This is a genomic window from Streptomyces sp. NPDC057302 (genome assembly GCF_042667685.1).
GTDB lineage: Bacteria > Actinomycetota > Actinomycetes > Streptomycetales > Streptomycetaceae > Streptomyces.
This window is the reverse complement of record NZ_JBHUZJ010000007.1, coordinates 48148-72425: the sequence shown is the minus strand read 5'-3', so window position 1 is coordinate 72425 and position 24278 is coordinate 48148. Positions and strand designations below refer to the sequence as shown.

Below are 24278 nucleotides of genomic sequence, written 5' to 3'. Positions count from 1 at the left end.
CTACTTCGCGGAGGCCGCGCGGCGGGCGAGCACGATTCCTGCCTGGCGGGCCTTGCCGAGATCGAGGTGGTAGAGGCCGTGCCGGATGTCGACGTGGCTGCACAGCGGGTGCCAGGCCGCGGCGCTGCTGTCGAAGAGGTTGCCGACGTAGTCGACGAGCTCGTCAGACTCGTCGTCGGTGAGGTCGCCCTCGGCGGCGAGCAACCGTGCTGCCTCGTCGGCCTCCGCCTCGATAACCTCGGTGGCGCGGTACTGGTCGCATAGTTGCAGGCAGAGGGCGGCGGTGTCGGCGGCAAAGGCGAGCCGGCGTGCGGCACGCCGCTGCTCGGTGGGGGTGCTGCCCGCCGTCAGGTGGCGCCAGTCGGATTCGAGCTACATGCGATGTCAGGACGCGGTGACCGTCGTCGTAATCAAGTTCGCGCGCACGAACCGTTCGGCGTCCGCGGCCCGCTCGCGACAAGAGGCGCAGAACTCGCAGGGTTTGGGCATCTCGCCGCCGGCCGCTGCCGATGCGGCGGCGTGCCACAGGGTGTGGCCGATCGGGTCGGCCCGCTGCCACACCGTGTTGAGCCGGGGCACGGTGTCCCATCGGCCATCGCGCAGCGCGTCAGCCAGGTTCCGGGCGGCCGTGATGCTCGTGGGCAGGGTGGTCATAGGGTTGTCCCCGTCTCCCCGTCTCCCCGTCTCCCCGTCTCGATGAGAGATGGCCGGTTGCCTTCTGGGGGAGTTTGGACCGGCCCCGGGTTGTGCATGTCCCGGGGCCGCATGGCGTGTCAGGTGGGGAGCTTGGCCAGGGCCGCGCGGTTCAGGCGGGGGTGACGCGTGCCTTGCCCCGGCCCCCTCTGTACTGGGTGGCGCGGGTGAAGCGGACGACGCTGACCGCGCGCCGCATGCTGGCCGTGTGGCGCCGGACCAGCCGGCCGCGCGCCGCGGTGATCGTTACCGTCATCGTGTCGGATCTCGTCTCAGTAGTCCTTGCGGGCCGCCGCACGGGCCTGCGCTTCGGCGTCACGGGCGGGGATGGTGGCGAGGAGTTCGCCAGGGGTGTCGGCCCTGGCGAGGGACTTGGTGCGGGCCGGGTCGGCGTACAGGGTCCACACGTCGCCGCCCATCTGGGGCCGGTAGGAGAGCTGCCAGAAGCGGCGGTTGGCGTAGCAGATCTGCCAGGAACGCGGGCTGGACGGGTGCGCGCTCATACCGGCCGGAAGGTCCGGCAGTTCCGGCGCGGGACCGTACGCGCGGTCGATGTAGGCGAGGTGTTCGGCCGTCGCCGTGATGGCGACGCGTACCGTGTGCGGCCACCGGTGCCCGTCGGGCAGCATCGGCGCCCACTCCTTCCACTGCGTCTCGCTGCTCGCGCCGCCGGTGTACGGCGACCAGGCCGAGCCTCGGGCGTAGTTGAAGCCGAGCCGCATCAGGTGCCACCCGGCGGCGATCTTCAGTCCTTCCGTGTTCGCCCCGTCGGTGATGGCGTCCAGGTAGATCCCGGCGGGGTCGTTCTCCCGACCGGCTGGGCCGCGCTCCGTGAGCGGGATCATGTGGCGTTCCGCCGTGCTGCCCTCGGTGGTCATCAGCCGCATCGTGGCGCCCCCACCGGCGAGCGGGTACGCCATCCGGATTTCTGCGACGGTCGGCAAGGCGGCGAGTTGGCCCGCACGCATCCGCTCCAACCGCTCATCCATGGTGGCCGCCACCTGGGTACGCTCGCCGCCCTCGGCGGCCATACGCCGCGCGGCGCCGTGTGCGCGGGTGCCTTGGTCGCGAGTTGCCGGTGCGGCGGTCACGGCGGCCGTCTTCTCTCTCTCGTGGGCAACCGCACCGACCGCGAGCGCGAGAGCGCCCTTACGGTTGGTGCTGTGGCTGCCGACCTGCCGCCGCTCGCCACCGACTTCGCGCACCATCCAGACCAACTCCGCGTTCTTGGTCACTTGGTACGCCGCATAGGGGCGCTGCGGGAACCGGCGGCCGTTGAGCGTCTCGCCGGGCAGGTCGAACAGCCAGCCGTCTACGCCGTACTCGGTTCCCTCCGGCGCACGGTCGTTGGTCGGGGTATACCGGCGGTACGAGTGGGTGACGATCTCCCGGACGATGCTGCGGGCCTGCGTGGGCATGCTGAGGGTTGCTCTCGGGTTGCTGCCGTGGTCGAGTTCGTGCTGGGTGCCCCCGGCTGGTCTCGAACCGGCCGACCGGCCCGCACTCGTCGCAGGGGGTGAGGGCCCCATGAGGGTTAGAACGGGGGACAGCACAGGGGGCCGGTGCACTCGTGCGCGCCAGCCTGCGCCTGCGCTGCCTTGCGCTCGCGCTCGGCTTGATCGCTGCGCATGATGCGCCGGGCGACACATGGCGCGTTGTCGCACGTGGTGTGCCCTTTCAGGGCGTCGGTGGAATCGTCGAAGATTTCGATCAGCCCGTAGTCCTCGCACCAGCCGCACAGCGGCTCCGGGGTGTGCAGGCTCTCGCCGTCCACGCACCCGATCCAGTTGGACGAGTCGTACCAAGCGCGCTGCCCGTCGGCCTCGATCCACTCGATAACGCGCGCGCAGTGCAGACAGGTGTACTCGGGCTCCGGCACCGTCAGCCCGAAGTGCTCGGCCACGGCAGCAGCACACTGCCCTGCCTGCATGCCTGCGCTCGCTGCGGGCATGTGCTCGTCGCCACACCCGTTGAACACGAACCGGGTTGACTTGTCATCGGTGACCACGGCGACCACGGCCCACAGTGCGACCGTGGGCAGGTCGTAGTGATCGGTGAACCGATGACCCTCCGGGGTACGGGCTAACGGGTCGGCCGCACAGTGAATCCACACCCGCGCACGTCCTGGCCCGCTGCACACCAGGTACTCATGAGGCAGTCCGCGCCACGGCTTGTCGACGTGGTGCACGATCCCGAGTGCTTGGAGTGCGTCACGGTGCATCGCGCCGGTGTGGCTGTCGTACGCGGGGCGCGTCTTGGTGAGGCTGGGGCGTGCGGTGAACGTGGACATGCGGGGTTCTCCTCGGGTTGGTTCGGGTTACGTGACCGCGGACGCCCCGCCCAGGTGCAGTGCGCGGTAAGGGGGTTGGGGTGTCAGGCGCCCTGGTCGGTCAGGCAGAGCGCGGTGCGATATGCAGGGATCAGGTCCCAGGTGGAGCCGAGCCGGTACCACCAGAAGAGTTCAGGAGATGGCGCCGGTGCGGTGTTCGCGGCGGGCGCGCAAGGTCGCGGCGTGCAGATCGGCTGCGTAGCGACAGATCATCACCCACCTTGCCCGGATTCCGTTGGCGAGTGTGTCGCGGAAGTGGTCGGCGGCAAGCCATGCCTGACGGTCCGCCCAGTCGGCAGCCGCCCCGGGCCGGGCTGGGGGGGGTTCTTCAGCGGCGGTGCAGCAGGGTGCGCCACGAGCGGCGGGGCGGTGTCTTGGCCGCGATCGCTTCGGCCCACAGTTGCTCTGCCTCGTCCATCTGCCGCCCCGCGTAGTAGTCGGGCTCGCAGTTCTCGCCCCGGCAGACAGGGCAGCCGTGGGGGTGGTCGGCGATGTTCGTCGGGATTCGGCAGCCGAGTTGTTCGCAGGTGGGGAGTGTGGGGTCTTCGCCCATGCCGTCGCAGTAGGGGCAGGGCGTGAATCGGTAGTCGATGGGGGCGCCGACCAGGTCGCGGTGCAGGGTGGCGAGTCCGGGGACTCCCAGCTCACTCAGGAGTGCGTCGGCGCTGAGGATCTGCTGGGAGAGAGGGGTGTGGTGGTGGTCGGCGAGCATCCGGACAGCGGTACACCAGGCGAGACCGGAGCGGTCGATCGCCGGGGTGAAGTCGATCCAGCCGTACCCATCGGTGGTGAAGGGCCCGGCCGGGACGGTGAGCGGCATGTCCAGGGTGGCGAGTTCGGTGGTGACCTCGGTGACGCGGTCGGCGAAGCGGTCCATGAAGGTGGTCATCTACGTGTCCTCCCATGCGGGGGGCCGGGACGCGTAGGGCGTCCCGGGCCGTGAAAGCGGGCGTCAGGTTGTGGGGGCAGTGGATGGCGAGGGCGGCGCGGTGCTCCTGGCGCTGCGCGGCGACCGCCGGGCCGGCGAACAGCTTGCGGGGGTGCGGTTTTCCGACGGTGCTGTGCTCACGGCACACGATCTGGAACTGGGTGCGGCCGGTGCAGCCGGACTCGGGGGCGCGGGGCCGGCCCGAGGTCTTCACCTCGTGCTCGCAACGCGTGGCGTCGGCGTCGGGTCGGCCTGACGCCAGCACGGTGGCGTGATGCCATATCGGGTTTCTCTTCCCGTTCAGATGGGGCAGGCGCGGAGGCGGCGCCGAGCGATCGACGCCGGGTCGCCCTCCGTCCGGTGTGCCGGGCGGAGGGTCGTCGGATCAAGGAAGGCGCAGGAACAGCGGCGCAATGTCGAAGGCGTCGGTGTGGCGAATGTCCCGCTGCGGCTTCTGGGGCTTGCCGGTCCTCACATCGACTGCACACATCTGGGCAGCTATCGACGCAGGGAGGGGCAGCGGATGCCCGTCCACGAGCTTCCACGCCTGAACGGCCTTGCTGCCGTCAGGCTCCGTGGTACGAGCCACGACCCCCGCCGTGTGATACGCCGCCCGCGAAGCAAAGATCACCTGGCCGACGAGGGTAGAGGCCGTGTCGTCGTAAAGACGGGAACCGTCGCTCTCAACCGTCGCGGAGAGTCGCTCGTCAGTAGCGTCGATGAAGGCCGTGACGGCGAAAGGGTTGCCGCCGCTGAGGTCGGCCACACCCTGGGCGAGGGCGTCGAGGACGGCCCTGGCCAGGTTGCCGAAGATTTCCACGTACTGTTTGTTCGGCACCCCTTCCAGGTTCGCCTTCAGGGAAATGAACTTGCGGCAGCGCGCGGTTATGTGGCTTCGCTGCTCTGCAGTCAGCGGCTGAAACGGTTCGTTGATCGTCATGTCTGCGACTCGTCTCTGTGAAGGGGCTGGGCGGCTCGGGGTGGGCCGCCACCCGGAAGCTATGGGGAGCACGGCACCGGACGGAGTTCTGGCGAATTTCGATGAGCCGGAGAGGCAGCGGCCGCAAGACCGCGCTCAGTTCACGTGTTGGTGCGGCTTGAGCGGGGCCATGTGGGTGTCCGCTCGATGGGCTGCGGCTGGCGGGCAGCGGCGTCTCGTCTGCGGGCCGCCTCGCTACTGATGGAGGAAGTCGGCGGGGAGCCCTGAGGCGCGGCCAGCGCGTCGGAGAATCCATCGGGCCCAGGCACGGTGTCAGGCTTGGCAGTAGTAGACGATCTTCTGAAGTTTCATCGTCGGCCGATCGGGCTCGGCCGTGGTGTGCTTCTGCAGGATGTACTCGGCGACGTCGGAGACGGATGTCTAAGACTGAGCGATGGTTCCAACCTTCGTTCCGCTTCGATCACCACCAGTGTCGGAACAGGTAGTCGCCGCGCGGCAGTTCGCCGCGGCGGATCAGATCGGCCAGGACCAGCCGCAGCGACGGCGAGAAGGCGCGATCGGCGAAGAACCGGTCCTCGAACACGGCGTTCGCAAGGTCTTGCGTCGCCGGCGGGTTCGCCTCGACGGTGGCTGGTGTGTTTTCGTCGGTGATGCGGATGCTCAACCAGTAGTCCAGCTCCGTCATGCCGGTCTTGAAGGCGCTCTCGCCGGTGCGGGAATCCCAACCCAGATAGATCTTGGCGCCGTCGAGGTCGCCGAGTGCCTGCAGGTAGTCCTCATCGGAGGTGAGCTCGTAGAGCTTCACGCTGTCATTGCCGATGTGCTCGTCGTCCCGCTGGCATCCGCGCAGCGAGCTGTACGGCTTGCCGTAGACGCGCTCGACGATGGCCTCGATCGCAATGTATCCGTTCTCGACGGTCACCAAATCAGCGTGCGGTTCCAGCGTGTAGACGCTGCGGGGCGTGTATTCGGGTGCACCGGGCATGAGGGGCCCCTCTGTGCGGTTCGGTGATGGTTGCGAGGACGAGCCAGTGCGGCTCAGTGCTCGCCTCGCAGGAGGTCCGCCAAGGCCTGAGCGTGGGTGTTCTTCGCTTGTTCGACGGCGGCCTGCTCCTGCAGCGAGTGGATCTTCTCCCCCGCCTGGATGCGCTCATCGACGGCGTCCATGGCGAGAATGACGGCAGCGAGTTCGAGCCGGGCGTCCGCCACGCGGCGCTTCAGCTCGGGGTGCCGCTCGGACATCACGCCCAGCCGGTGGACGGCGTCGATCTTCTGCTCTTCACTGACGGTCGGCATAGCGGAACTTGCTTTCTGCTGGGTGGTGTTGAAGGGCGTGGGGTCAGGGAACAGAGCGCAGCGCCACGAGGACGAGGAGGTCGGGACAGGTTCTGGTGCAGGACATGGCGTCTGCCTTCTGCTTCAGTCTGGTGGGGGGCGAGAACGAGGAGCCCCCGCACGGCGTGATCCCTGCGGGGGCCGATGGGGCGGCGGTGCGGTATGCCCGTTGGGTCAGGCTTGGGCCGATACCCCGGCGAGGTCGATCCTCCGGCCGCGGGCCAGCTCGGCGGCCGGGACGACGATGCGGTAGCCGCCGACCGGGTAGCTCGGGTGGTTGGAGTACACCACGGCGCAGGTCCAGGAGCCGGAGTGGCGCTTGCGCGGCAGCGGCTCCTCCTCGACGCCCTCGGGCAGAGCGTCCCCACGGAACTCGATCGGCACCGCGACGACGCGGTAGGGCCGGCCAGTGTGCGGTGGCGCCCATGGCAGCTCGACGAGCAGGTCCTTGGGCCACTCTTCGATGGTCACGGGCAGGGTGGACAGGTAGTGGTTCAGCGAGCCGTCGGGGGCCTGGGCCAGCCGGGCCTGCTCCTGCTCTTCGGTCTCGATGAAGCCATTGCGGCTGAGGAAACTCATGGTAGTCAGTGTTCCTTGGTCAGTGCTTGTGCTGGGGGTGGGCCGCCGGCATGGGTTCGAAGGAGGCGAGCTCGTCGAGGTCGCAGCGCACACCGTAGATGCGTGCGGCCTCCAAGGCCGCAAGGTCCTGGTGAACGAGATCGTCCGGCTTCGTCAGCCAGTGCCGCCATCCCGGCGTCGATGCCGTTCCGGGGGAAGCGCTGGCCAGGGCGCTGCGCGCGGCGCGCCTCCCGCTTTCACTCAGCCGCATTCGCGGCAGCCAGGCGTTCGGCCAGCGCGAGCACCTGAGCGAGCTGCTCGGTCGTGAGGTGATATCTGCCGGTTTCCCTGCCGTGCGTCTGGCAGGAGGCGTCCACAGCGGTGATGCTCACGGACTTGAGGCCCACGAAGCGCTCGCGCTCGGCCGCCCTGGCCCTGTCCTGCTCCATCGCGTCCCAGAGGAACGCGGCGACCTCCGCGATCTTGCCGATCTTCCAGCCGTCGGCGCGGCGGACTCCCTGGCCATCCGGGGCGGTGATCTCGATGGCACCGACGTGGTCACCCCACATGCCTGTGAACAGGACGGTGTGGCCGGTGCTCGTGACGGTCTGTGCCCGGACGAAGTTCTTGTGCTTCCTGGCGAGGGCGGCGATCTCGGTGGCGAAGGCGCTGCGTAGGTCGGCGAGCGGAGTGTCCAGGTCGGGCTTCTCGTACACGATGCTGTTCCTGTCTCTTTGCAATCGGAGGGAAGGAGGAGTTGCTCAGCGCGTCTCGCTGTAGCCGCACTCGGAACACGTGTGCGTGACCTTTTCGGCCTTCTTGCTGGCACGGACGCCGTGGGCAGACTCCATGTCGATGGCGCAGTTCGGGCAGTCCATGGCTCGGCTCCTGACGCGACGAGGATGTTCTTCAACGCCAGATCCGGATCAGCTCCGCTGATCCCTTGTCCTCACTGCCTTCACGGGACGAGCAAGGCGAACCGCGAAGAAGAAAAACACAGCACCCCGGCGCAGCTGCTGCCCGAAGGCAGAGCGCGCACCGGGGTGCTGGGGAAGCCGGAGCCGCGGAGATCTCCAGGGACACGCCACAGGGATCATCTGCAGGACTGAAGGAATCGAACCTTTTCCGCGGTCGGTCTACACGGCGTGCCAACTGGCGTACGCCGACGATTAGTCGACGCACTACGGGTTCGAACCGCTCCGTGCAGAAGTCTGTGGCGGGTCTGTTGTCGATCGCCCGGATCAGCTGTGCTGATGACTCAAAAACAGTCGGGGTCTGGCCGGCAGTGGGGTCAGATCCGCTTGAGGGAGTCGAAGAGCAGGCCGCGCCAGCGGGCGCCCTCGGAGGGGGCGGGTTTACGAGCTGTGGGCGGCGGTGTTGGGGCACGCGGCGTGGTCGAGCGCTCCCTTGCCCCGGCAGACGGGACAGCGGGTGTTGAGCATGTCCAGCAGCAGAGTGTTGAGGGCCTGGACGGTCGTGGCGTGGGTGCGCTGGTCGCGGTCGTGCCCGATCGCGGCGGCCTTCAGCATCCTGCGGGCGAAGAGGTCGATGGCCTCGCGGATTCCTCCGACGCTGCCCAGGTCCAGGGCGGCGATCTCGGTGTCTACGGGCTGCTGGCGGGGACGGCGGGCGTGGACGGTCGGGGTTGTAGTGCTCAACGCGTTCTCCTGTTCGGGCGAGTTGGGTGGGTGGTGGTGGTGAGTTGGGCGGGCACGGCCCCGCAGGGGCATCGACACCGACCGCCGAAACTTCCGTGCTGCGCCGACGCGATGTCGGCCGAGACTCCTGTCCATCGGCACGGATCCCGTCGAGCGGCGGGAAAGGATCTCTGGCAGCGTGGAGCAAGACCAGCGCGGGACTGATTCTCTGCAGGCGGGCGGCTTCCGTCTGTGCCCCTGAACAGGTCCGGGGGGCAGCGGGGCGCAGTCCAGGGGCGGTTGGGATGCCGCGGTGTCAGCGGGGGTCCGCGAACTCCTCGTCGCGAAGCAACGGCCCAGCTCATCCCGAACCCGGATCGCCAGGCTGCCCTTCGGGAACGCGGCCGTCGCCACCGCGCCGAGCGGGCCGAGCGAGGCCCGCTCGGCTGCATCGACACCCGCATCCCTCAACACGACAACGTGGGCCATCAAGACCACGACCAGGTCCTGAAGGCCGATGCCACACAGGCCAGATGCTGGGCCGTTGTCGGCGTCGGCCGGGCCCGCAGGTGGGTTACTTGTCTCGCTTGCCGATGAGGTTGCTACGGACTCGGGACTGCGGCTTGGGGGACTTGCCGATGAGGTTGATACGGACTCGGGACTGCGGCTTGGGGGTCTTGCCGATGAGGTTGATACGGACTCGGGACTTGGGCATGTGCTGCTCCTTCGTGTGGTGAGGGCGATGGGGCGCGCTCTGTGAGCTCAACGAGGACCGCCGGGAGGGGTGAAGCTCGACAGATGGTCAGGCGGTCGGGAAGGGCAGCTGCTCGTCCTGTACGGCGCTGGCGTGCGCGACGGCGACGGGCGCAGCAGCGGCGACCGGGGCGGGAGCCTGAGCCTGCAGGTTCTGGTTCTGGGCCTCGGCCTTGGTGACGCGCTCGGCCAGGCGGGCCTGGGTGGTGGCGCGGGACTCCAGGAAGGAGATGTTCTGGATCTCCAGCTTGAGCTCGAAGACCTCCACACCGTTCTTGGTGTAGCGGTTCATGCGGGGCTCGTAGCTGAGGCTCACCAGGTCGCCCTTGTGCACGCGGGCGAACGGCCCGGCGCCCTGCGTCTCGGTACGGACGAAGGCCTCCAAGGGCAGCGCGTCGGAGATACGGTTGCCCTGACGGTCGGTGTAGCCGCGGTCGACGAAGGCGGTGAGCATGACCTTCTTGGAGCCGTCCTTGTTCTCGAAGACCTTCGGGTCGTTCGCCAAGCGGCCGATGACGGATGCGGTGCTGTTCGGGTTCGGCATATGGGATTCTCCTTGAACACAGCGCAGCGCCCGGATCGACGTCGTCGTCTGCGCGCAGTTGGGTGGGTTGTTGAGATGTTCAGTTGTCTGTCATGCCACCATCCGAATCAGCTGTGCTGATCGAATGCCTTGTCATTCCGAGTCCCGAATCGGCTTCGCCGATCAGGCTCGCGCTCCTCGCTGAGTGACCGGCCACTCCCCCGACCCAGACCCCCGACGTCATGCCCGGACGTCCCGCAGATCGGCCTCCACCTGCTCCTCTGGCGCTGTCGCTCTTCTTGCAGGCCAGCCGATAGGAGTGCTCGAGATCGGACATCCTGTCTCGGCGGATAACCGCCAAGGTGAACCAGAACAGCGCCAGGACCAGGACGACCGCGATGAGGATCCCGACGCTCACAGCGTCACCTGAACCTCGTAGGCCGCGGAGCTGAAGGGCCCGACGGTGAGCCCGCGCACGGGCTTTACCAGACCCGCCTGAGCCAGGCGAGCCGTCAGACCCGAGTGCTCGGACCAGTCCTTGATGAAGACGTTGCCGGGCTCGGGCGTGAGGCCGTAGCTCTGCAGGCTGATCGAGATGGGCTCGGCGGGGCCCTCGGCGTCTTCGAGCTCCAGCACGCGGTGCTCGTCGTCGTGCACGAGCGACCCGGTCAGCTCGATGCAGCTGAACTTGACGGTGACGTCGTACTTCACGGTGGTCGTGGACTCAGCCATGGTGATCTCGCTCTTCTCGTGATGTGGATTGCGGACGCCCACGGGCGCGATCAGCTGATGTCTCCTCCGCCTACGCATGCTCCGTGGGACTGAAGCACGAGCGATAAGGCGGGGCGGCAGGCTGGTGGCGGATGTCACGGGCGGCTCCCGTCGTCGGCGGGCAGCTCGCCGAGCAGGGCGGCGCCATCGGTTCCTCCCGCGAGGCCGGTGCCGCGGCAGTGCCCGCAGTAGCCGGTGCCGTCGGAGTGGGCGGCGCGGAAGGTGTCCAGCTCGCCCCGTACCAGGGCGGTCACCCAGTCGAGCTGGCCGGGCTCGATCGGGACCGGGTGCTGCTCGCCGGTCACTGGGTCGGAGACCGTGACGATCACGGGCACGGTGCCCTCCGGGTCGGTCTGGTATCCGTCGGCCAGCTCGGCGAGCGCCTGGGCGAACGCGGCGGCGGCTGTGGTGGTCTGAGGTCTCATGCGTCGGCTCCCGTTCGCTGGGCGATCTCTTCGTCGAGCAGGTATGCCTCGCCCCACGGGTTCGGCTCCTCGACGGGGCGGCCGTACCTGATGTCGCGCAGTCGTTCGCGGCGGCGGCCCTGGACGTAGCCGCGGCAGAGCAGAGTGTCGTGCTGGGAGGTGGACCAGTTCGAGGCGGTCGCGCACCACCCGCAGTGCGGCGTGCGGGTCAGGCGGCGCCTGAGGGCGAGGACGAACAGAGTGGCGGCGCAGCCGAGCAGCGCGCCGATCGCGAGCATCACGTGGTGTCTCCGTCCGTCGTGGTGGTGTTGGCAGCGAGGAAGTCGCCAGCGGGTGCCTCCTGGACCTTGCGGTTCGCGGCGGTGACGATTCACCACCGGGATGGGTTCACAGCCTCGGTGGTGACCGGGTGGGGCCAGCGCTTGCGTACGCCCTGGTGAGTCATGCCCCGGGAGGCGCCAAGCTCGGGGTAGTTCGCGCCGTGCATTCCGGCGTTGGCCACGAAGTCATCGGCGAGGCGCTCGGTCTCGACCTGACCTGCTGCAAGGTCCACGAAGCGATCGCACCCGTGGGCGAGGGGGGTGCCGATACCCCTCCAGATCCATTTCCGGATCGACTGCGTCGATCCAGATCAATCACCAGCCAGCGCCTGCTCGCGATACAGCTCGCCGATCCGGGCAACGGCTCCAGGTGGAGGCTCATAGACGGGCGACAACTCGCTGATCATGACGTCGAGTTCCCGAGCACCCGGCAGTGGCGCGGGCCGCGGCATGGCCTTACCCTCGGCAGTGTCGAGGTACTGAGAGATCGCGCGCTCGATGCACTGGTTACGGGTCAGCACTCTGTTGATGCCGCTGACCTCGTCGAGGTCCAGGTCGAGGGTCACCGCCCGGTTGAGTGCCCGGCGCATGCGGTGCTCGATGGTGCGGTGCGCGTTCAGATCGATGGTGGTGTCCTTGTAGCCGAGCAGCACCGCGTCGAAGACACCGTCGATGCTGTCCGGGAGCTGCCAGGCGGGGAGATGCCCGAAGGTGCCGTCGGTGTCCCGGTCGTCGGCGTCCAGCAGATGGTTCCAGTCATCGTGGCGGCGCTTCCACTCGTCCTTCCGGATCTCATCCGGTCGTTCGGCCTGGTTCTGGTAGTGGTAATCGATGAAGAGGGGCCGTCCGTTGGCTTCGAGAGCCATGAGCGCGTCGGTGTACGCGCGGTTCCCGGCGAAGGGGTAAGCCAGCCGGCGCGTGCCGTACTCGTCATCGACCTGACCAAAGACGATGCTGAAGCGCAGCGGATCGTGGAACGTCATGCGGTCATCAAGTCCGGCCTGCTCGTCGAGCCAGAGCTTCCGGGCTCGGTAAACGAGGTAGTTGTGCAGGGGGCCGCCCATGCCGCGTTCGCGTATCTCGGCGTCGTCGACGACGCGGGCGACGTTCCTGGCGATGATGGGTACAGCCAGCTCGCGGAAGACCTCGCGCATGCGCTTGGAGATCACGCGGGTGAGTTCGAAGAGGCCGGGCGCGTGCGCGGTTAGCCGCAGCCCGTCGTACAGCTTGGTGCTCATCGGATTCTCCGTCCTCGGGACGCTCATATAGCTGTCAAACAGCTGGAGCGAGGTTGCTTTGAGTGATGTGCGTGGTCGGTGTGCCGGTCAGAGCGCGATGGGCCTCGCGGGCGACGATTCGCTTGAGCCAGCGCACGATGTCCTCCTTGGACAGCCCTTCCTTGGCGCGGCGTTCGACACAGGCGCGGGTGCATTCGTCGAAGCGCATCCGGACCAGCACGATGGCGTGCAGCGCGTTGTTCGCGGCCCGGTCGCCGTCGCGGTTGAGGCGGTGGCGGTGGGTGTGGCCAGCCGAGGCCGGGATCGGAGCGACACCGGCGAGGTGTGCGAACGCCCTCTCGGACCACATGCGTTCGGGATTGTCCCCGGCTGAGGCCAGCAGCTGGCCGACAGTCTCGGGGCCGATTCCGAACAGCTCCGGCATCGCGAGGTCTGCCTGCTTGACCGGCGGGCCGATCTCGGCGTCCAGGGCCTGGTGGCGGCGGGCGGTCCACAGCGCCACCGCCTCAACTGCGCCGTCCAGGTCGAATCAGCGCAGCGCCGCGTCGGCCCGGACGGCGCCGGCCCGCTCCTCCAGCGGGACGAACGAGCACGGCCCGCTACCGCATCGACGGCGTCCTCGTGCCCGGTCTCCAGCGGGCCTCCCCCTCGCTGGCGCCCGCCCCGACCTGCTGCGCGGAGAACCGGCCGGGCCGGCCGGCTGGCCGGGTGTGGTCCGTGTCAGGGCCAGACGGTGGGGGCTTCGGGACGCAGGTCCGGCCAGTTGCGCAGGACGTGGGTGACCTTGTCTGCAGGCACGACGATCCCGGAGGTCTCGGTCAGTAGCCGTACGTATTCAACGTCGTCGACGAGCGCGGTGAACTCGTCACCGTTGTGGTTGTCGAAGGCCAGGAGCAGCCCGTATCCGGTGTCCGCGCGCTCCAGGTCGGCGCCCCAGCAGAACTCTTGGTAGGCGTCGGCGTCCAAGGTGGCGGGGGTGACGAGCGCTACCCGAAGGATGGTGAACAAGTGGTCGCCTCTGTGCTGGCGATGGTGAAGAGAGCTGCTCCCCATACACAGGGCGTACGGGGAACAGCTCGGGACTGGTTGGCAGGTGCGTGTCGACCGATGCGCGGCCCGCGACGTGTGCGTACCTATAGGGGGCTCCGTCGCAGCACTTTGGAGGCTCTCGTTACCCTGATGAGCGACAGGTTGCTCAAGGCGCTGCCGTACAGCGTGAAGCCGATGGACGCCTGGTCGCGCCCGGAGGGCTACTGGTTGGCCACGTCCCCGGCTCGCCCCGACTCACCGGGCTGGACGGAGCAGGAGCCGGAGGCTGTTGCTGAACTTCGGGAACGGGGGCGCCAGTTGACCACCACGATCGTCACGCACGCCTTCTGGAACGAAGTCTCTACATCAGAGCGCCCAAATTGCCCGCAGCGGTCTCCGGCACGCCCTCCCGTCCACGGCCGCGGGCCCGGACGGCGGGGCGCACGTGGAACGCGTCGACGGCGTCTCGTACGACGACGTCCCCACCACCCGGCTTGAGCTGCCGCCGATCGAGCGGGAGATCCTCGGACCTCGCCGACCGACGGGCTGGGTGCTCCAGAGGCTGGACGGCCGACGCGGCCCCGACCGCGGCATCCTGCACTCCCCCGACTGTGACGAGGCGCCGCAGGGCGCGCCCGTCCTGGCGGTGAACCAAGCCCTGGACGCTGTGGAGAAGGCAGACGTGAGGCGGTGCTCGTTGTGCGGCGCCGCGCAGGAACTGGAGCCGTCGCTGCGGGGCTTCGACCATGGCTTCGACCAGGTCGGCGACGCCAGCTGACCTGACGGTCACTCTCCAGGGTGACCTGGGGCAACAGCCGCGTACGTGTTGTGCGTCAGGTGCGCAATGAGCTGGCCATCGGGGCGGGTACGCAGTCAGCCTTCGGCCATGGAGAAGTTGATCGATCTGGCCGACAGTCTGGCCAACAGTGCGCTCGTGTCTGGGGCGATCATCGCCGTCCTCGCGTCGTGGCTGACCGTGCGCGCCCGCAACCGTCAGAATCAGCAGTCGGAGATCGGCGCCCTGCGGGTACAGGCCGACGCGCTGACGGTGGCGTTGGCGGAACTGCAGGGCGCGGCCGCCGCCAACCGTCTGCTGTGGGAAGGTCCAGCTGAGCGGGCGCGGTCGTTCTTGCTGGCCACGTTCGCCTTCGCCGGGGGCGCCGCCCGGGCTCGGATCGCGGGCGGCACGGACGGGCTGAGCATGCTGTCGGGCCTCGGGCATGCGGCGGAACTGTTGAGCTGGGACCGCCGGGCGACCAAGCAGACCGTGGCCGCCGTACGGGAACCGCTCGCCCGGGTCGCCGCTGCGGCGGCGCCGCTGATGCGCTACCCCGACCCGGCCGTCGCCGCCGCCACCGAGCGGTTGCTCAACGCCGCTGGGGACGTGGAGAACACCGCGCGCCTGGAGGCGGCCCTGGACGTGTTCGGGCAGGCCGTCCGAGCAGCCACCGCACCACGGCTGTCCTGGTGGGCGCGACGCCGCGCCTCCCGGACGTCTTCGTAAGAGGCGAAAGCACCCTGGCCCCGGTGCCGCCGGCCTTCGCCGGACGTGCGACATAAGCGCGACACCACCCCGAGACCCTGACGTACAAGCCGACTTGGGGTGTCCAGCGGGGCGCCTGCGGCCCTCGCCTTCGCGCACAGATCCTGGATGTACTCGGCGTGGGACCCGATCTTTACGACCCAGGCGATCATGTGCAGGTAGCCGTGATGCTCGGCGGGACCGGTGACGTGGTTATGGCGCCGCCGTAGGGCGGGTTGAACTCCGGCTCCTGCACGGTTCAGCTCTCCTTGATCGCGGTGTCGGGGGTGGTGGTCGGAATGTAGAGACGGCGTCCGTCGACCCGGCACCTCGAGGAGAACCCGGTCAGGTGCGCGGTGCGGGTCGGGTAGACCGGCTCGGTGCCGACTGCCTGGACGCAGGCCCAGTCGTTGATCTCGTCCGCGGCGGTGTCGGCCTTCGCGTAGTCGTCGAAGATCACACCCATGTGCTGCTTGGCCTTGGCCTCCAGCTTCGGGGTGACACGGGCGGCGACGACAAAGTTCGGGAGCGTCTCGTGTTCGACGAGGGTGTATCGGGTCATGATCACTCCTTGGTGGTGTCGGCCGGGACCTGAGTGGGGACCAGGTTTCGGGGAGCTGTGCGGGTAGAAGCACTCCTCCATCAGTCCGGTCTCGTCGGTGTGCAGGAGGGGCAGCAGGGCGTGGAGCTCGGGCCCGTGGAAGTAGTTGCTGTACCCCTCCTTGGCGTCGGGGTACTTCTTGCAAAACTCGACTCGCCTCCTCCAGCCGGACCTCGGTTACGTGATCTCCACACCGGGCGGGTGGAGATCACGTCGTTCTCGACGAGGTCACCGGCACTGAGGTGAGCGGTGGTCCAGAGCTGTCGGGTTGTGGTCAGTTCTCCGGTCGGTAGGCGTGGGCGGCGGAGTAGCGGGTGAGCCAGCCCTCGACAATCGAGCGCAGGTGCGTGTGCCCGGGCTGGTAGTAGTCCTTGAAGTCGCCGATCTTGTCGGCGAGCAGGCGGGAGACGTGGTGGTCGCCAGCGGCGACGGGAACGTTGTTCCAGTCGATCGCGGCGAGCTGCGCGAAGGCGGCGGTGCGGTCGTCGATCTGCTGTACGGCGGCATAATCTTTGCCGTCGGCGATTTCCAGGCGGACGACGAGGTCCCGCGGGTTGCCGTCCCCGTGCGCGGCCCACCACTGGGAGTTGTCGGCTGTGTAGCGGTACGCGGCCCACTTCGTCTCGCGCTGGTTGCAGTCGACCATGTAGCCGAGCCCGCTGGTGGTCTCCTCTGGCTTGAGCATCCCGACGTTGTACTTGTAGCGGCCGGGCCGCTCGGAAGCCCACTTGCGCCAGTTCACGCCGTCGAGCTCGGGTGCCTGGGTCTTGCTGGTCACGGATGTCCTCTCGTCGCTACGTACTGGCCGGACGGTCGCTGCCGCGCCCCCGAACGAGCGGACGGAAGCAGTCCGGACGTTCAGGTGGCGTCCTTGTCGACGGGCACGCGGGCGTCGTTGAAGCAGTAGGTGACGGCCGGCTCACCGATGTGAATGGTCATGCGGAACTCCTTCTAGGGATAGCAAAAGCGGCCCACCAGACCTGGTGAGCCGCCGAGTCGTAGTGGTGTCCTTGGTTCTACCGCTCGTCTTCGTGGTAGAGCCCGTTGTCGATCAGGTACGTCTTGTCGGCAGCGAGCTGCGGGATCTTCTCGGTATAGCTGGAGCTGGCCCTGACCCGTGCTGCGGCTGCCTCCGTGATGATCCTCATTGCGGACTGCCACTCTTCTGCGCTGCCTTCTGTCTGGTGCGCCTGCTGTAGTCGTCCGATCAGACGGTAGGACCGTACGAGATCCTGGGCCAAGACGCTCGGCGCGGGAAGCGGCATGTGGTGGAGGCTGCTCCACGGCGTGGTGAGCAGCGCGGTCGAGCCGACAATGGCGATCTTCATTGGTCAAGAGTTCCTTTGAAGATGAAAACGCGCCCGTTCTCCTGGACGAAGGCCTCGTCTTCCCTGAGTACGTACTCAGTTGAGGCGGGTGAGGGACGTGTACGACTTCTCGGCCTCGGCCCGAACGTTGTAGGCGAGCTGCCTGTCGAACTGTACGTCCGTCAGCTTCTTCGTGCCGTCTGCCGCGGCCACGCCGACGTTCTCTCGGACTTCCTCGACCGTTGTGAACTGCCGATCGTCGGCATCAGCGTCCCAGCGGGAGCACCGGACGGCGACCTCCCACATCCGGATGCGGACCCACACCTTCTCGATGTTCCGCGCGGTGACCTTCTCAATGCCGACGATCCGCAGCATCTTTGCCAGGTGTTCTTGCACGTCGCTCACTGGTGCCCCTCCTGCTCGATGATCGAGGCCAGCGTCAGCTCGGCCCAATGCTTCTTGATGTGCGTCTTGTCGTAGGAGCAAAAGGAGCACCGGTCTGTTCCTTAAAGTTCAGCGCTTCTACGGATACGGCCGTGTGCAGTCCCGACCCGCGCCCGGAGGGTGAACTGTTTCCGGCCGCCTGATGGATAGCTTTCAGGCATGGGAAGAAAGCGACGAGCAGCTCCTCGACTTCGACAAGACAGAGATCGACTGGTGTCCTGAAAGGGCAGCCGAGGCGTTTACTGGCCCGTAGGCGGACATCTATCGCAACCATCTGGCAGTCGCCCGGTGGGCCGACGGTTATGCCGAGCGGTACCAGGCGAGCAACGTGGGCGCCGCGTCACCCGAGCACAGGGACGGGTTCGTGGAGGGAGTTCTGTGGATGGCCGCCTTCCTGCGGCAGGGTGATCTGCTCCCTGACGGTCAGCTGCTGCAACAGGACCAGCCGGGACTTCCGGACCGGGACAGCACGCCCGATTCGTAGAGTATCGGGATGGACTCCCTGACCCAGGCCCCGGACCCCTACGCGATCCTGCACGGCTGGCTCGCCGGTTCGTACGTCCGGCTCGACGGCCAGCAGGTCATCGGGCGCGTCTGGGACGAGGACACCAAGTACCGTTACGGCCTCTACCTCGCCGGGATCGACGCCCCGCCCGTCTGGATGCAGGACTGGTTCACCTACATCGGCGATTTCGTCTGGCACTTCGAGCCGCTGCACATCCAGGACTGGGCCGCACGCCTCACCGCCTTCGACGGTGCCTCGCTCGCCGCTACCTCCCGCGGCCGCGCCGTCTCCGCCGTCCGCAGCTTCTACGCCCACTGCGAGGATGACCTCGGCGCCGCCCGCTGGAACCTGCCGCCCCGGCGTGTGCTCGCCGGGCCCACCCCACCGGCCGCGCGCGAGACCCTCACCCGGTTCCAGACCGACGCGCTGCGCACCGCCGCCGACCGCTACCGCGGCCCCCACCCCGAACGCGCCCGCCTCGCCACCTACATGACCCTCGCGGGCCTCCGCCCGGGCCAGTCCATCGCGGCCGCCATGCAGTACGTCCAGCGCGACAACCAGGCCGGTCCCACCTGGAAACTGCCGGTCAAGAACAACAGCGCCTCCGCCGTCGGTCCGCTCACCTCCATCCCCCGCCCGCTGGTGTGGGCCCTGGACAAGTATCTGCCGGTGCGCACCCACAAGGCCCCGCACTCCACCGAGACCGAGGGCCCGCTACTGGTCTCCCGCACCGGCCGCGGGCTCGATCACGTCACCTTCGCCCGGTTGCTGCGCGAGGTCGCCGCCACCCACCCCGACCTCAAAGAGACTGCACCCGCGCTGCACCCGGACGTCGTCGCACACTCGCCGAGCCCGTTCGCCGACGAGAGCGCCGCGGCCGGCGGAGACGGGCGATGACGGCGTACCGGGCGATCCTCAAGTTTTTGGAGGACGGCCCGGCCGTCACCGGCTACTGGGACGCCCCGGCCGTCGGCCGCACTACGTACAAGGGATGGGTCGGGCTCTACACCCACGACCCCGCCGTCGTCGTCCAGTTCGTTGCCGTCGAGGAAACGATGAAGCCCAGCGGGTCATGTACTCGCGGCCTGCGTCTTCGGGTCCCTGAGCGAGTAGAAAAGGGTGTGCGTCGCCACACCCGTGCACTGATCCTCGGGCGGGTCGTACGGGTCATGGACGACCGTGGCGCACCTGGGCGCGCTGACTCGCACGCCGAGCTCCTTCACCGGCTGCGCGTCGCCGAGCCACACACGGGTGGGATATCCGCCCGCCGTCGGCACGAGGAAGAGGTAGCCGGTGGCGGTGCCGACCGATCCGTAGTCCCGGTCGGCGAACTCGGGCGTCATCACCCAGTGGATCTGGCCGTCGTGGCGGACCAGGTCGCCCTCCACGACTCCGCAGGCGAACGCCCACATGTCGGTGGCGTAGTAACGCAGCCATTCGTGCTGGATGTTGCGGGGGTCCGAATACACGTTGTCGTGGCCGGGAGTTCCGATGTAGCTCCAGCACGAGTCCAACTCGACCCACTTCGTGTGGTCGTCGAAGTTCTCGTCCGTGCGCTCATCGATAAGCACGATGCCGTAGACCCGGAGAGCGCCCGTTCGAATTGCTGCTGCGTCCTCGTCAGTGAACAGATCTGGCTCGATCTCCTGCTGGAGCACGAGCCAGATTTCAGGCATCGTCACTCTGCTGCTCCTTCCACTGCTTGTAGAGTTCAGCGGCCTTGGCCGGCACCAGGTAGGGGAACGCGTCCGCCCAGCGGCGGTTCAGGTTCGCGTCGTAGTTGCCGATCGGGCCGGTGATCACCTCCGGACGCTCGGTCAACTCCCGGATGGTTTCCCGGTACAGCTTCCGGTTTTGCCACATCTCATGTCCGAGCCGGGCCCGGACATGAGGGATGTTGCAGGTGTTGCAGAACCTGCTCTTGGTGCCGGAGGCTTTGTGGGTCACCAGCACGTCAGCGGGCGGGGGATATCCGCCATGGTCCCCGCTGGCGCAGTGGAAGATCCCGAAGTTGTGCACCGGGCCGTCCCGGTGCACAACTTCGTGCTCGGAGGTGATCTCGAAGTCGTCGAGTTCCGGGGTGATCTCGCTGACCGGCCGAATCCAGCACGAACTCTCGAACAGGTCGACATAGGCTGAGTGCGGGTTGAGCACCCGCCGCCGGTACGCCCGTCCGTTTTCCATGACGAATCCCTCGATGCGCCCGTACATGCGCTGCGGGAAGCCGTTCTGCAGGAGGACGATGCGCACCATGTCCCCGACCAAGAACGGGTAACGGTTCTTCTCGACAGCCGCCCGCCATGTCGCCTGCGATCCGTTACCGGTGATCCACGCGTCGCGGACGATCCCGGCGACGTTGTACCGCTCGGGGTTGAGGCCGTACCGCGCCAGCTCTTCGACTGCCTGTTTGCGGTCTGCCGTGCTTACGGTCGTGGGCATGGTTCTCCTCTCAAAGAATTTGCTGGGGCTGGTACCTGGCGCGGGACTCGAACCCGCCGAATGCCGTTCGATATTCGCTGCTCGCCGTTCGGGCAGGTTTCAGTCGTCGACCTGGACGCCCCAGACATTGTCGATGACGGTTTAATTCTCGTCATCGACGTCCCTGAAGACCTCTTGGTACGCCTCATCTACAGCCCGGCTGTGCGATTCCACCAGGTATGAATACGCCCACCCATTGGGGTCGCCACCGACCTTCTCGGCAACCAGAGCATCGATTTCGGCTTGCGGGTGGGCGTCGAGGAATTGGCCCGACGACTCGATGACGAGATTGCCGCCGGAATCAAAGCGGCCCATCAGCAGAATCACGACGGTTCCTCCGCGCCTTTCGCTTCACCGACGTATTGCACGCAGAACCGTCTCGTACTCCACCTTGCGCGATACCGCATCGAATGCGCCGGCGGGCTCGAATGCCTTCGGCCTGCCGCGCTTGATGTTGCTGGCCATCATGGGTGCCGACGGGAATGCGCCCACCCTGGCCCATTCGCGGGGCCGCTTGCGTAGCGCTTTCGACTACAGCCTCGTATACGGGATTGGTCTTCCGCGGAGCCGGGGGGTCTCCGAATACCAGATCGTCCATTCTTAGTTCCCTCACTTGTTGATCGTGCGGAACCTGAGCTAACCCTTGACCGGGACCTGGTGGGAGTGCTTGATGTCGGCCGGAACGTTCGTGCCGCACGTCTCACAGACGAACGTGTGCTTCTCGTACGGCTGCTCGCAGTAGAAGCACGGGTCGTCGTCGCACTCGGGGGTGCGCCGCAGCTCGATGCGTTGCAGGTTGCGCTCGGCGTGCACTGTGGCGTAGTCATGCGGGAGCATCGCGGCGGCCTGGCGGACGTTGTCCTCCGTGATGAACTCCGGGTGCGGCAGGCCCCACTCGCGCAACTTCCTGGCGATCTCTCGGACCAGGGCCTGCGGCAGCTCGTAGTCGTCGCGGACCCAGCGGGTCAGACCGGCCTCGGTCGGCGACTTCTCCCCGAGCTTCATCCACTTCCCGCACCGGTCGCACTTCTCGTCTTCGATCTCGCCGCGCTCTCCGTCCGGCAGCTCGGTCAGCTCCGTGCGGGCCTGCTGGCTGGTGATCGTCTTCGGGAAGTCGCCGGAGTCGTAGGAACGCTCGTCGCTGTAGTCGACTCCGACCCGCTCGGCGGCCCGTCGGATGGCCTCGTCCTGCTCGCCGCTGCGGGCGACCTTGATGCCCTTCGCTCGCATCCGTCCGATCGTGCAGGAGGAGCAAAGGTTGTCGTGTGCATACGTGTAGCCGACGACTGCCATGTTCAGCCCTCCTGCTTCTCGTTGCTGAACTTGATCCACGAGCCCTGGAAGGCGCCGAACTCCGCGCCGCCCTTAAGGCACATCGATCCGCGCGTCCCGGCGACGAGCCAGCCCACGTACCGGATGCCGTGCTATTCGGTCGCCTCGACCAGGCGGTGGTAGCCGATCAGGTCGCCGAGTTTGATCAACTGGGCTTCCTTCAGCAGCAGGGCCTCATCGACCGGCGGGAAGACGTCCCGCTCCAGGTGCTCCCAGATCAGCCTGGTCAGGTCGCCCATGTGCTCGTACGAGGGCTGCGGTGTCCGGAACCCGCACGTGCACATACCGGCGTAGCCCTCGTAGGACGGCAGCCGCTCGAACCGGTGGATGCTTGGCTCCGCACCATCCGTGATCATCTGCGCCTTCGCCTCGCGGGCCCATCGCGCACCGGGAAGGTCGTCATCCATGCCCAGCTCGGTAATCTTCGTCATTGAATTACACCCCGCCCTTTTCCTGAATTCCGTTATTTCCCTTGCGTGCGACACACTCACAGAAATGCACCTTGTGCAGTTCGCTCGCCTTGAACGCGCCTGTCATCTGCCACGGTGCGCTTTCGGTTTTCCAGGCGAATTCGACCAGGCCCGCATCGTCGCGGATCACACGCTTTACTCACACCTCAAAGGAGAACGGCGACCGGACCACCGTGAGGAAACTCTGACTGGTCGGCACGTGTAATTCGGCCTGACCCGCACCAGCGTCCCGTTCTCCGCCAGCATTTCTGCTGAGTCCTCCGCATGAGTGATAGGCTCACCAATCGGCCAAACCTCCCCGCTGAACGCCGAATACCTGACATCGTCTCCAGCTCGTTGTCCGGTCTCGGTCTTCTTGTTCGCCACGTTCATTTCTCCCCGCCGATGGGCGTGCGCGTTCCATTGACGTGCACAACAAACACCTGACTGAAATTCCGCCTCTTTTACTCACGGACCTTCATTCGGAACTGAAGCTCACCCTTTTGCAGACGCGCTCGCATCCTCGACCTCGATCACCTCGACGCCCAACACCTGGGCGTAGATGTCCTCGACCGTCCGCAGCAGGGACCGGGGGTCTTGCTCCTTCACATCACCGGCGTCCAGGTCGAGGAGTATGTCGTCGATCACGATGCGCGCGTACGTCAGCTGCTCCCGCACCGTCGGCTCACCCTCCGAGCGCTCGGTGGGCCGCTCGGCCATGTGCGTCGTCCGCGACAGCACGGACTTGACGACGTCCCGGGCGCTGCGCCGCTTACGCTGCTTGACCTCCGGCACCACCGGCCGGGATACCGGATCGCTCTGCCCGTAGACGTACGGCTTGGTCAGATTCACCGGCTCCAGGTGCGACTCGTGACGGGTCGGTGACTGGCCGCGCGCCAAGGTCCCTTGCCGCCCCTCGACTGTGGTGATCCGATCCCGTCGGGAATTGGCCATGCGGTGCGGATTCCTTCCTTAGCTGGACTGGCACCGGACTAGGAGACCTTGATGTCTCTCTAGGACTGCTGGTTAGCGCGATGCTTCGAACCGCAGCGTCAGCGTGGACGCTCGACCGCCGGTGTACGCATGGTCAGCCTTGTACCTGGTGATGGCAGTACTCTCGATGGTGAAATCGTCACCTTCCAATGGCCATGTGTACCGGCTCGGCGATCCCTTGGTCGGATTCACCCTCACCTCGGATGCACTGACTTCGGCAACTCTCAGTTGCCCCCGGAACTCATTGGCCTCGTGACTGGTCCAGTGCACAGTCCATCCTGATTGGACAAGCGCGATCAGTTCCCGGAGCTTTTCCATGCTTCCAGGGAAGATAACGTTTGCACCAGAGACCCTGGCAGTTGTCTCCTTAACTCCCGGCTCAGCGAACAGCGGGCGATAGGTCACACGACGATCCGGAAATTCCACCCCAGGCGGAATCTGATCGGCGTTCGGTCCCGGTTCGGCATCCCCGAACGGAACCAGAATCGGGGATGCCGAGACACGCTCCACCTCGTAATGACCATCGTGCTTGTGACCATCCCCGTAGCGGACTCTGACGAGCCCATACACGGCCTCACCCTTCATATGGACTCGTACGCGGAGGCCCGTGAGAGGCCGCTTTACGGTTGCCATAGCAGTTCCCCTTTCCAGATCCTTGCGGTTCAGCGCCCCATTCGGGGATCGAACGGTGTCGCAGATGCCTATGGATTTCAGCCGCAAGCCAGGTCTGTGGCCCGCGACCAACTCCCCATCCGGAAGCGGATGGTGGTGGCCGGCGGGACATCAGACTTCGGATTCGCCGGATCCGTGCGCCAGGCCTGGTAGGCCGCCAGCGTCGCGGATCCTGTTTCCAGCAGACACCGACGGATCGCGGCGATGAGCTGCTCCTGGGTCCACTTCGTCGTCGCATGCTGCAGCTGTTCGGGCTGTGCGACCGCGTCGAGGCCCGCGAGCTCTATCGCACGGTTCCAGCTGCCGAAGCGGCGCTCGTAGAGCGGAGCCGACGGGTCGGCCTCCCTGCGGCGCTGCTCGAACGTGCGACGCCCGAGGGTGCTCTCCCCTTGCGCCAGGCGGACGAGCACGCAGAGGAGCTGCCGGTCGGTGTAGACGACCGGACCGGGCTTCATGGGCGCGGGGACGTGCGCAGCATGCATAGTCATGGCTGGTG

At 67.1% G+C, this 24278-nt stretch carries 37 protein-coding genes; 3 read left to right on the top strand and 34 right to left on the bottom strand.

Translation table 11 applies throughout. The features are described 5' to 3' along the window. The 21 genes from ACFUPX_RS07880 to ACFUPX_RS07780 all read right to left on the bottom strand — a co-directional run bounded on the left by ACFUPX_RS07880 (position 1) and on the right by ACFUPX_RS07780 (position 13458). Positions 1 to 204 (bottom strand): hypothetical protein, encoded by a 204-nt coding sequence (locus ACFUPX_RS07880; protein WP_383317753.1) that lies wholly within the window; start codon positions 202 to 204, stop codon positions 1 to 3. Between the two features lie 180 nt (positions 205 to 384). Then, the gene (locus ACFUPX_RS07875) at positions 385 to 654 is read right to left on the bottom strand and encodes a hypothetical protein (RefSeq protein ID WP_383317750.1); all 270 of its coding nucleotides are present in this window, start codon (positions 652 to 654) and stop codon (positions 385 to 387) included. A 151-nt stretch (positions 655 to 805) separates the two neighbouring features. After that, on the bottom strand, positions 806 to 949 hold the full coding sequence (locus ACFUPX_RS07870) for a hypothetical protein (RefSeq protein ID WP_383317747.1): 144 nt from the start codon (positions 947 to 949) through the stop codon (positions 806 to 808). A 16-nt stretch (positions 950 to 965) separates the two neighbouring features. Then, a complete protein-coding gene (locus tag ACFUPX_RS07865) occupies positions 966 to 2111 on the bottom strand; it encodes a hypothetical protein (RefSeq protein ID WP_383317744.1) in 1146 nt (381 codons plus the stop codon). Between the two features lie 116 nt (positions 2112 to 2227). Continuing rightward, positions 2228 to 2983, bottom strand: coding sequence for a hypothetical protein (locus tag ACFUPX_RS07860; RefSeq protein WP_383317742.1), 756 nt, complete (start codon positions 2981 to 2983; stop codon positions 2228 to 2230). Between the two features lie 367 nt (positions 2984 to 3350). Then, positions 3351 to 3911, bottom strand: a complete 561-nt coding sequence (locus tag ACFUPX_RS07855) for a hypothetical protein (RefSeq protein WP_383317739.1) — start codon at positions 3909 to 3911, stop codon at positions 3351 to 3353. 424 nt (positions 3912 to 4335) lie between these two features. Continuing rightward, entirely contained in the window at positions 4336 to 4890 is a 555-nt protein-coding gene (locus tag ACFUPX_RS07850) for a hypothetical protein (RefSeq protein WP_383317736.1), read from the bottom strand. A 460-nt stretch (positions 4891 to 5350) separates the two neighbouring features. Then, entirely contained in the window at positions 5351 to 5875 is a 525-nt protein-coding gene (locus ACFUPX_RS07845; protein WP_383317733.1) for a hypothetical protein, read from the bottom strand. A 53-nt stretch (positions 5876 to 5928) separates the two neighbouring features. Continuing rightward, complete coding sequence (locus ACFUPX_RS07840; protein ID WP_383317730.1) at positions 5929 to 6186, bottom strand: hypothetical protein; 258 nt, start codon at positions 6184 to 6186, stop codon at positions 5929 to 5931. 213 nt (positions 6187 to 6399) lie between these two features. Next, a complete protein-coding gene (locus ACFUPX_RS07835; protein ID WP_383317727.1) occupies positions 6400 to 6804 on the bottom strand; it encodes a hypothetical protein in 405 nt (134 codons plus the stop codon). Between the two features lie 236 nt (positions 6805 to 7040). Next, positions 7041 to 7499, bottom strand: a complete 459-nt coding sequence (locus ACFUPX_RS07830) for a hypothetical protein (protein ID WP_383317724.1) — start codon at positions 7497 to 7499, stop codon at positions 7041 to 7043. A 639-nt stretch (positions 7500 to 8138) separates the two neighbouring features. Beyond that, entirely contained in the window at positions 8139 to 8441 is a 303-nt protein-coding gene (locus ACFUPX_RS07825) for a hypothetical protein (protein WP_383317721.1), read from the bottom strand. 553 nt (positions 8442 to 8994) lie between these two features. After that, positions 8995 to 9135, bottom strand: a complete 141-nt coding sequence (locus tag ACFUPX_RS07820) for a hypothetical protein (RefSeq protein WP_383317719.1) — start codon at positions 9133 to 9135, stop codon at positions 8995 to 8997. 87 nt (positions 9136 to 9222) lie between these two features. Beyond that, positions 9223 to 9717, bottom strand: coding sequence for a single-stranded DNA-binding protein (locus ACFUPX_RS07815; RefSeq protein ID WP_383317717.1), 495 nt, complete (start codon positions 9715 to 9717; stop codon positions 9223 to 9225). A 393-nt stretch (positions 9718 to 10110) separates the two neighbouring features. Continuing rightward, a complete protein-coding gene (locus tag ACFUPX_RS07810; protein WP_383317714.1) occupies positions 10111 to 10428 on the bottom strand; it encodes a hypothetical protein in 318 nt (105 codons plus the stop codon). A 134-nt stretch (positions 10429 to 10562) separates the two neighbouring features. After that, positions 10563 to 10892, bottom strand: a complete 330-nt coding sequence (locus ACFUPX_RS07805; protein WP_383317711.1) for a hypothetical protein — start codon at positions 10890 to 10892, stop codon at positions 10563 to 10565. Then, on the bottom strand, positions 10889 to 11170 hold the full coding sequence (locus ACFUPX_RS07800; RefSeq protein ID WP_383318029.1) for a hypothetical protein: 282 nt from the start codon (positions 11168 to 11170) through the stop codon (positions 10889 to 10891). The genes ACFUPX_RS07805 and ACFUPX_RS07800 overlap by 4 nt, the downstream gene beginning before the upstream one ends. Before the next feature lie 92 nt (positions 11171 to 11262). Then, positions 11263 to 11445, bottom strand: a complete 183-nt coding sequence (locus tag ACFUPX_RS07795; protein ID WP_383317708.1) for a hypothetical protein — start codon at positions 11443 to 11445, stop codon at positions 11263 to 11265. A 78-nt stretch (positions 11446 to 11523) separates the two neighbouring features. Then, positions 11524 to 12450, bottom strand: coding sequence for a hypothetical protein (locus tag ACFUPX_RS07790; protein WP_383317705.1), 927 nt, complete (start codon positions 12448 to 12450; stop codon positions 11524 to 11526). Positions 12451 to 12484: 34 nt separating this feature from the next. Then, positions 12485 to 12952, bottom strand: a complete 468-nt coding sequence (locus tag ACFUPX_RS07785) for an IS110 family transposase (RefSeq protein ID WP_383317702.1) — start codon at positions 12950 to 12952, stop codon at positions 12485 to 12487. Between the two features lie 218 nt (positions 12953 to 13170). Then, entirely contained in the window at positions 13171 to 13458 is a 288-nt protein-coding gene (locus ACFUPX_RS07780) for a hypothetical protein (RefSeq protein ID WP_383317700.1), read from the bottom strand. Between the two features lie 466 nt (positions 13459 to 13924). On the opposite strand from ACFUPX_RS07780, the gene ACFUPX_RS07775 reads away from it, so the two are divergent. Both ACFUPX_RS07775 and ACFUPX_RS07770 read left to right on the top strand, forming a co-directional pair. Beyond that, a complete protein-coding gene (locus ACFUPX_RS07775; RefSeq protein WP_383317698.1) occupies positions 13925 to 14257 on the top strand; it encodes a DUF6233 domain-containing protein in 333 nt (110 codons plus the stop codon). A 108-nt stretch (positions 14258 to 14365) separates the two neighbouring features. Beyond that, positions 14366 to 14983, top strand: a complete 618-nt coding sequence (locus ACFUPX_RS07770; RefSeq protein ID WP_383317695.1) for a hypothetical protein — start codon at positions 14366 to 14368, stop codon at positions 14981 to 14983. Between the two features lie 277 nt (positions 14984 to 15260). Here the strand turns inward: ACFUPX_RS07770 and ACFUPX_RS07765 are convergent, their stop codons facing one another. The 4 genes from ACFUPX_RS07765 to ACFUPX_RS07750 all read right to left on the bottom strand — a co-directional run bounded on the left by ACFUPX_RS07765 (position 15261) and on the right by ACFUPX_RS07750 (position 17314). After that, positions 15261 to 15563 (bottom strand): hypothetical protein, encoded by a 303-nt coding sequence (locus tag ACFUPX_RS07765; RefSeq protein ID WP_383317692.1) that lies wholly within the window; start codon positions 15561 to 15563, stop codon positions 15261 to 15263. 313 nt (positions 15564 to 15876) lie between these two features. Then, entirely contained in the window at positions 15877 to 16380 is a 504-nt protein-coding gene (locus ACFUPX_RS07760) for a hypothetical protein (RefSeq protein WP_383317689.1), read from the bottom strand. A gap of 238 nt (positions 16381 to 16618) precedes the next feature. Continuing rightward, positions 16619 to 16930: a hypothetical protein gene (locus tag ACFUPX_RS07755; protein ID WP_383317686.1), complete on the bottom strand. Its 312-nt coding sequence runs from the start codon at positions 16928 to 16930 to the stop codon at positions 16619 to 16621. Positions 16931 to 17005: 75 nt separating this feature from the next. Next, the gene (locus ACFUPX_RS07750; protein WP_383317683.1) at positions 17006 to 17314 is read right to left on the bottom strand and encodes a hypothetical protein; all 309 of its coding nucleotides are present in this window, start codon (positions 17312 to 17314) and stop codon (positions 17006 to 17008) included. Between the two features lie 532 nt (positions 17315 to 17846). Between ACFUPX_RS07750 and ACFUPX_RS07745 the strand changes: the two genes are divergently transcribed. Then, positions 17847 to 18755, top strand: coding sequence for a hypothetical protein (locus tag ACFUPX_RS07745; RefSeq protein WP_383317681.1), 909 nt, complete (start codon positions 17847 to 17849; stop codon positions 18753 to 18755). 173 nt (positions 18756 to 18928) lie between these two features. On the opposite strand, the gene ACFUPX_RS07740 is transcribed toward ACFUPX_RS07745, so the two are convergent. The 9 genes from ACFUPX_RS07740 to ACFUPX_RS07700 all read right to left on the bottom strand — a co-directional run bounded on the left by ACFUPX_RS07740 (position 18929) and on the right by ACFUPX_RS07700 (position 24270). Further along, positions 18929 to 19540 carry a hypothetical protein gene (locus ACFUPX_RS07740; protein ID WP_383317678.1) on the bottom strand — a complete coding sequence of 204 codons (612 nt, stop codon included), beginning with the start codon at positions 19538 to 19540 and terminating at the stop codon, positions 18929 to 18931. Beyond that, positions 19527 to 20297: a hypothetical protein gene (locus ACFUPX_RS07735; RefSeq protein WP_383317676.1), complete on the bottom strand. Its 771-nt coding sequence runs from the start codon at positions 20295 to 20297 to the stop codon at positions 19527 to 19529. Before ACFUPX_RS07735 ends, ACFUPX_RS07740 begins: the two co-directional genes overlap by 14 nt. Positions 20298 to 20438: 141 nt before the next feature. Then, entirely contained in the window at positions 20439 to 20663 is a 225-nt protein-coding gene (locus tag ACFUPX_RS07730) for a hypothetical protein (RefSeq protein WP_383317673.1), read from the bottom strand. A gap of 309 nt (positions 20664 to 20972) precedes the next feature. Then, the gene (locus ACFUPX_RS07725) at positions 20973 to 21566 is read right to left on the bottom strand and encodes a hypothetical protein (RefSeq protein ID WP_383317670.1); all 594 of its coding nucleotides are present in this window, start codon (positions 21564 to 21566) and stop codon (positions 20973 to 20975) included. 194 nt (positions 21567 to 21760) lie between these two features. Continuing rightward, positions 21761 to 22099 carry a hypothetical protein gene (locus ACFUPX_RS07720; RefSeq protein WP_383317668.1) on the bottom strand — a complete coding sequence of 113 codons (339 nt, stop codon included), beginning with the start codon at positions 22097 to 22099 and terminating at the stop codon, positions 21761 to 21763. A 4-nt stretch (positions 22100 to 22103) separates the two neighbouring features. Then, positions 22104 to 22268: a hypothetical protein gene (locus tag ACFUPX_RS07715; RefSeq protein ID WP_383317665.1), complete on the bottom strand. Its 165-nt coding sequence runs from the start codon at positions 22266 to 22268 to the stop codon at positions 22104 to 22106. A gap of 344 nt (positions 22269 to 22612) precedes the next feature. Next, a complete protein-coding gene (locus ACFUPX_RS07710) occupies positions 22613 to 23071 on the bottom strand; it encodes a hypothetical protein (RefSeq protein WP_383317662.1) in 459 nt (152 codons plus the stop codon). Between the two features lie 72 nt (positions 23072 to 23143). Next, positions 23144 to 23743, bottom strand: a complete 600-nt coding sequence (locus tag ACFUPX_RS07705) for a hypothetical protein (RefSeq protein WP_383317659.1) — start codon at positions 23741 to 23743, stop codon at positions 23144 to 23146. A gap of 77 nt (positions 23744 to 23820) precedes the next feature. Beyond that, positions 23821 to 24270, bottom strand: coding sequence for a homing endonuclease associated repeat-containing protein (locus ACFUPX_RS07700; protein WP_383317656.1), 450 nt, complete (start codon positions 24268 to 24270; stop codon positions 23821 to 23823). Positions 24271 to 24278: the final 8 nt, after the last annotated feature.

Excerpts from the sequence above, each read along its gene's own strand:
- ACFUPX_RS07870 (WP_383317747.1), bottom strand. The coding sequence starts at position 949 with ATGACGGTAACGATCACCGCGGCGCGCGGCCGGCTGGTCCGGCGCCAC.
- ACFUPX_RS07800 (WP_383318029.1), bottom strand. The coding sequence starts at position 11,170 with ATGCTCGCGATCGGCGCGCTGCTCGGCTGCGCCGCCACTCTGTTCGTC.
- ACFUPX_RS07770 (WP_383317695.1), top strand. The coding sequence starts at position 14,366 with ATGGAGAAGTTGATCGATCTGGCCGACAGTCTGGCCAACAGTGCGCTC.
- ACFUPX_RS07720 (WP_383317668.1), bottom strand. The coding sequence starts at position 22,099 with ATGACGAAGATTACCGAGCTGGGCATGGATGACGACCTTCCCGGTGCG.
- ACFUPX_RS07725 (WP_383317670.1), bottom strand. The coding sequence starts at position 21,566 with ATGCGAGCGAAGGGCATCAAGGTCGCCCGCAGCGGCGAGCAGGACGAG.
- ACFUPX_RS07790 (WP_383317705.1), bottom strand. The coding sequence starts at position 12,450 with ATGAGCACCAAGCTGTACGACGGGCTGCGGCTAACCGCGCACGCGCCC.
- ACFUPX_RS07815 (WP_383317717.1), bottom strand. The coding sequence starts at position 9,717 with ATGCCGAACCCGAACAGCACCGCATCCGTCATCGGCCGCTTGGCGAAC.
- ACFUPX_RS07835 (WP_383317727.1), bottom strand. The coding sequence starts at position 6,804 with ATGAGTTTCCTCAGCCGCAATGGCTTCATCGAGACCGAAGAGCAGGAG.
- ACFUPX_RS07855 (WP_383317739.1), bottom strand. The coding sequence starts at position 3,911 with ATGACCACCTTCATGGACCGCTTCGCCGACCGCGTCACCGAGGTCACC.
- ACFUPX_RS07860 (WP_383317742.1), bottom strand. The coding sequence starts at position 2,983 with ATGTCCACGTTCACCGCACGCCCCAGCCTCACCAAGACGCGCCCCGCG.
- ACFUPX_RS07805 (WP_383317711.1), bottom strand. The coding sequence starts at position 10,892 with ATGAGACCTCAGACCACCACAGCCGCCGCCGCGTTCGCCCAGGCGCTC.
- ACFUPX_RS07850 (WP_383317736.1), bottom strand. The coding sequence starts at position 4,890 with ATGACGATCAACGAACCGTTTCAGCCGCTGACTGCAGAGCAGCGAAGC.
- ACFUPX_RS07700 (WP_383317656.1), bottom strand. The coding sequence starts at position 24,270 with ATGACTATGCATGCTGCGCACGTCCCCGCGCCCATGAAGCCCGGTCCG.
- ACFUPX_RS07710 (WP_383317662.1), bottom strand. The coding sequence starts at position 23,071 with ATGGCCAATTCCCGACGGGATCGGATCACCACAGTCGAGGGGCGGCAA.
- ACFUPX_RS07735 (WP_383317676.1), bottom strand. The coding sequence starts at position 20,297 with ATGCCCACGACCGTAAGCACGGCAGACCGCAAACAGGCAGTCGAAGAG.
- ACFUPX_RS07845 (WP_383317733.1), bottom strand. The coding sequence starts at position 5,875 with ATGCCCGGTGCACCCGAATACACGCCCCGCAGCGTCTACACGCTGGAA.
- ACFUPX_RS07705 (WP_383317659.1), bottom strand. The coding sequence starts at position 23,743 with ATGGCAACCGTAAAGCGGCCTCTCACGGGCCTCCGCGTACGAGTCCAT.
- ACFUPX_RS07755 (WP_383317686.1), bottom strand. The coding sequence starts at position 16,930 with ATGAAGATCGCCATTGTCGGCTCGACCGCGCTGCTCACCACGCCGTGG.
- ACFUPX_RS07875 (WP_383317750.1), bottom strand. The coding sequence starts at position 654 with ATGACCACCCTGCCCACGAGCATCACGGCCGCCCGGAACCTGGCTGAC.
- ACFUPX_RS07840 (WP_383317730.1), bottom strand. The coding sequence starts at position 6,186 with ATGCCGACCGTCAGTGAAGAGCAGAAGATCGACGCCGTCCACCGGCTG.
- ACFUPX_RS07865 (WP_383317744.1), bottom strand. The coding sequence starts at position 2,111 with ATGCCCACGCAGGCCCGCAGCATCGTCCGGGAGATCGTCACCCACTCG.
- ACFUPX_RS07820 (WP_383317719.1), bottom strand. The coding sequence starts at position 9,135 with ATGCCCAAGTCCCGAGTCCGTATCAACCTCATCGGCAAGACCCCCAAG.
- ACFUPX_RS07745 (WP_383317681.1), top strand. The coding sequence starts at position 17,847 with ATGGACTCCCTGACCCAGGCCCCGGACCCCTACGCGATCCTGCACGGC.
- ACFUPX_RS07810 (WP_383317714.1), bottom strand. The coding sequence starts at position 10,428 with ATGGCTGAGTCCACGACCACCGTGAAGTACGACGTCACCGTCAAGTTC.
- ACFUPX_RS07765 (WP_383317692.1), bottom strand. The coding sequence starts at position 15,563 with ATGACCCGATACACCCTCGTCGAACACGAGACGCTCCCGAACTTTGTC.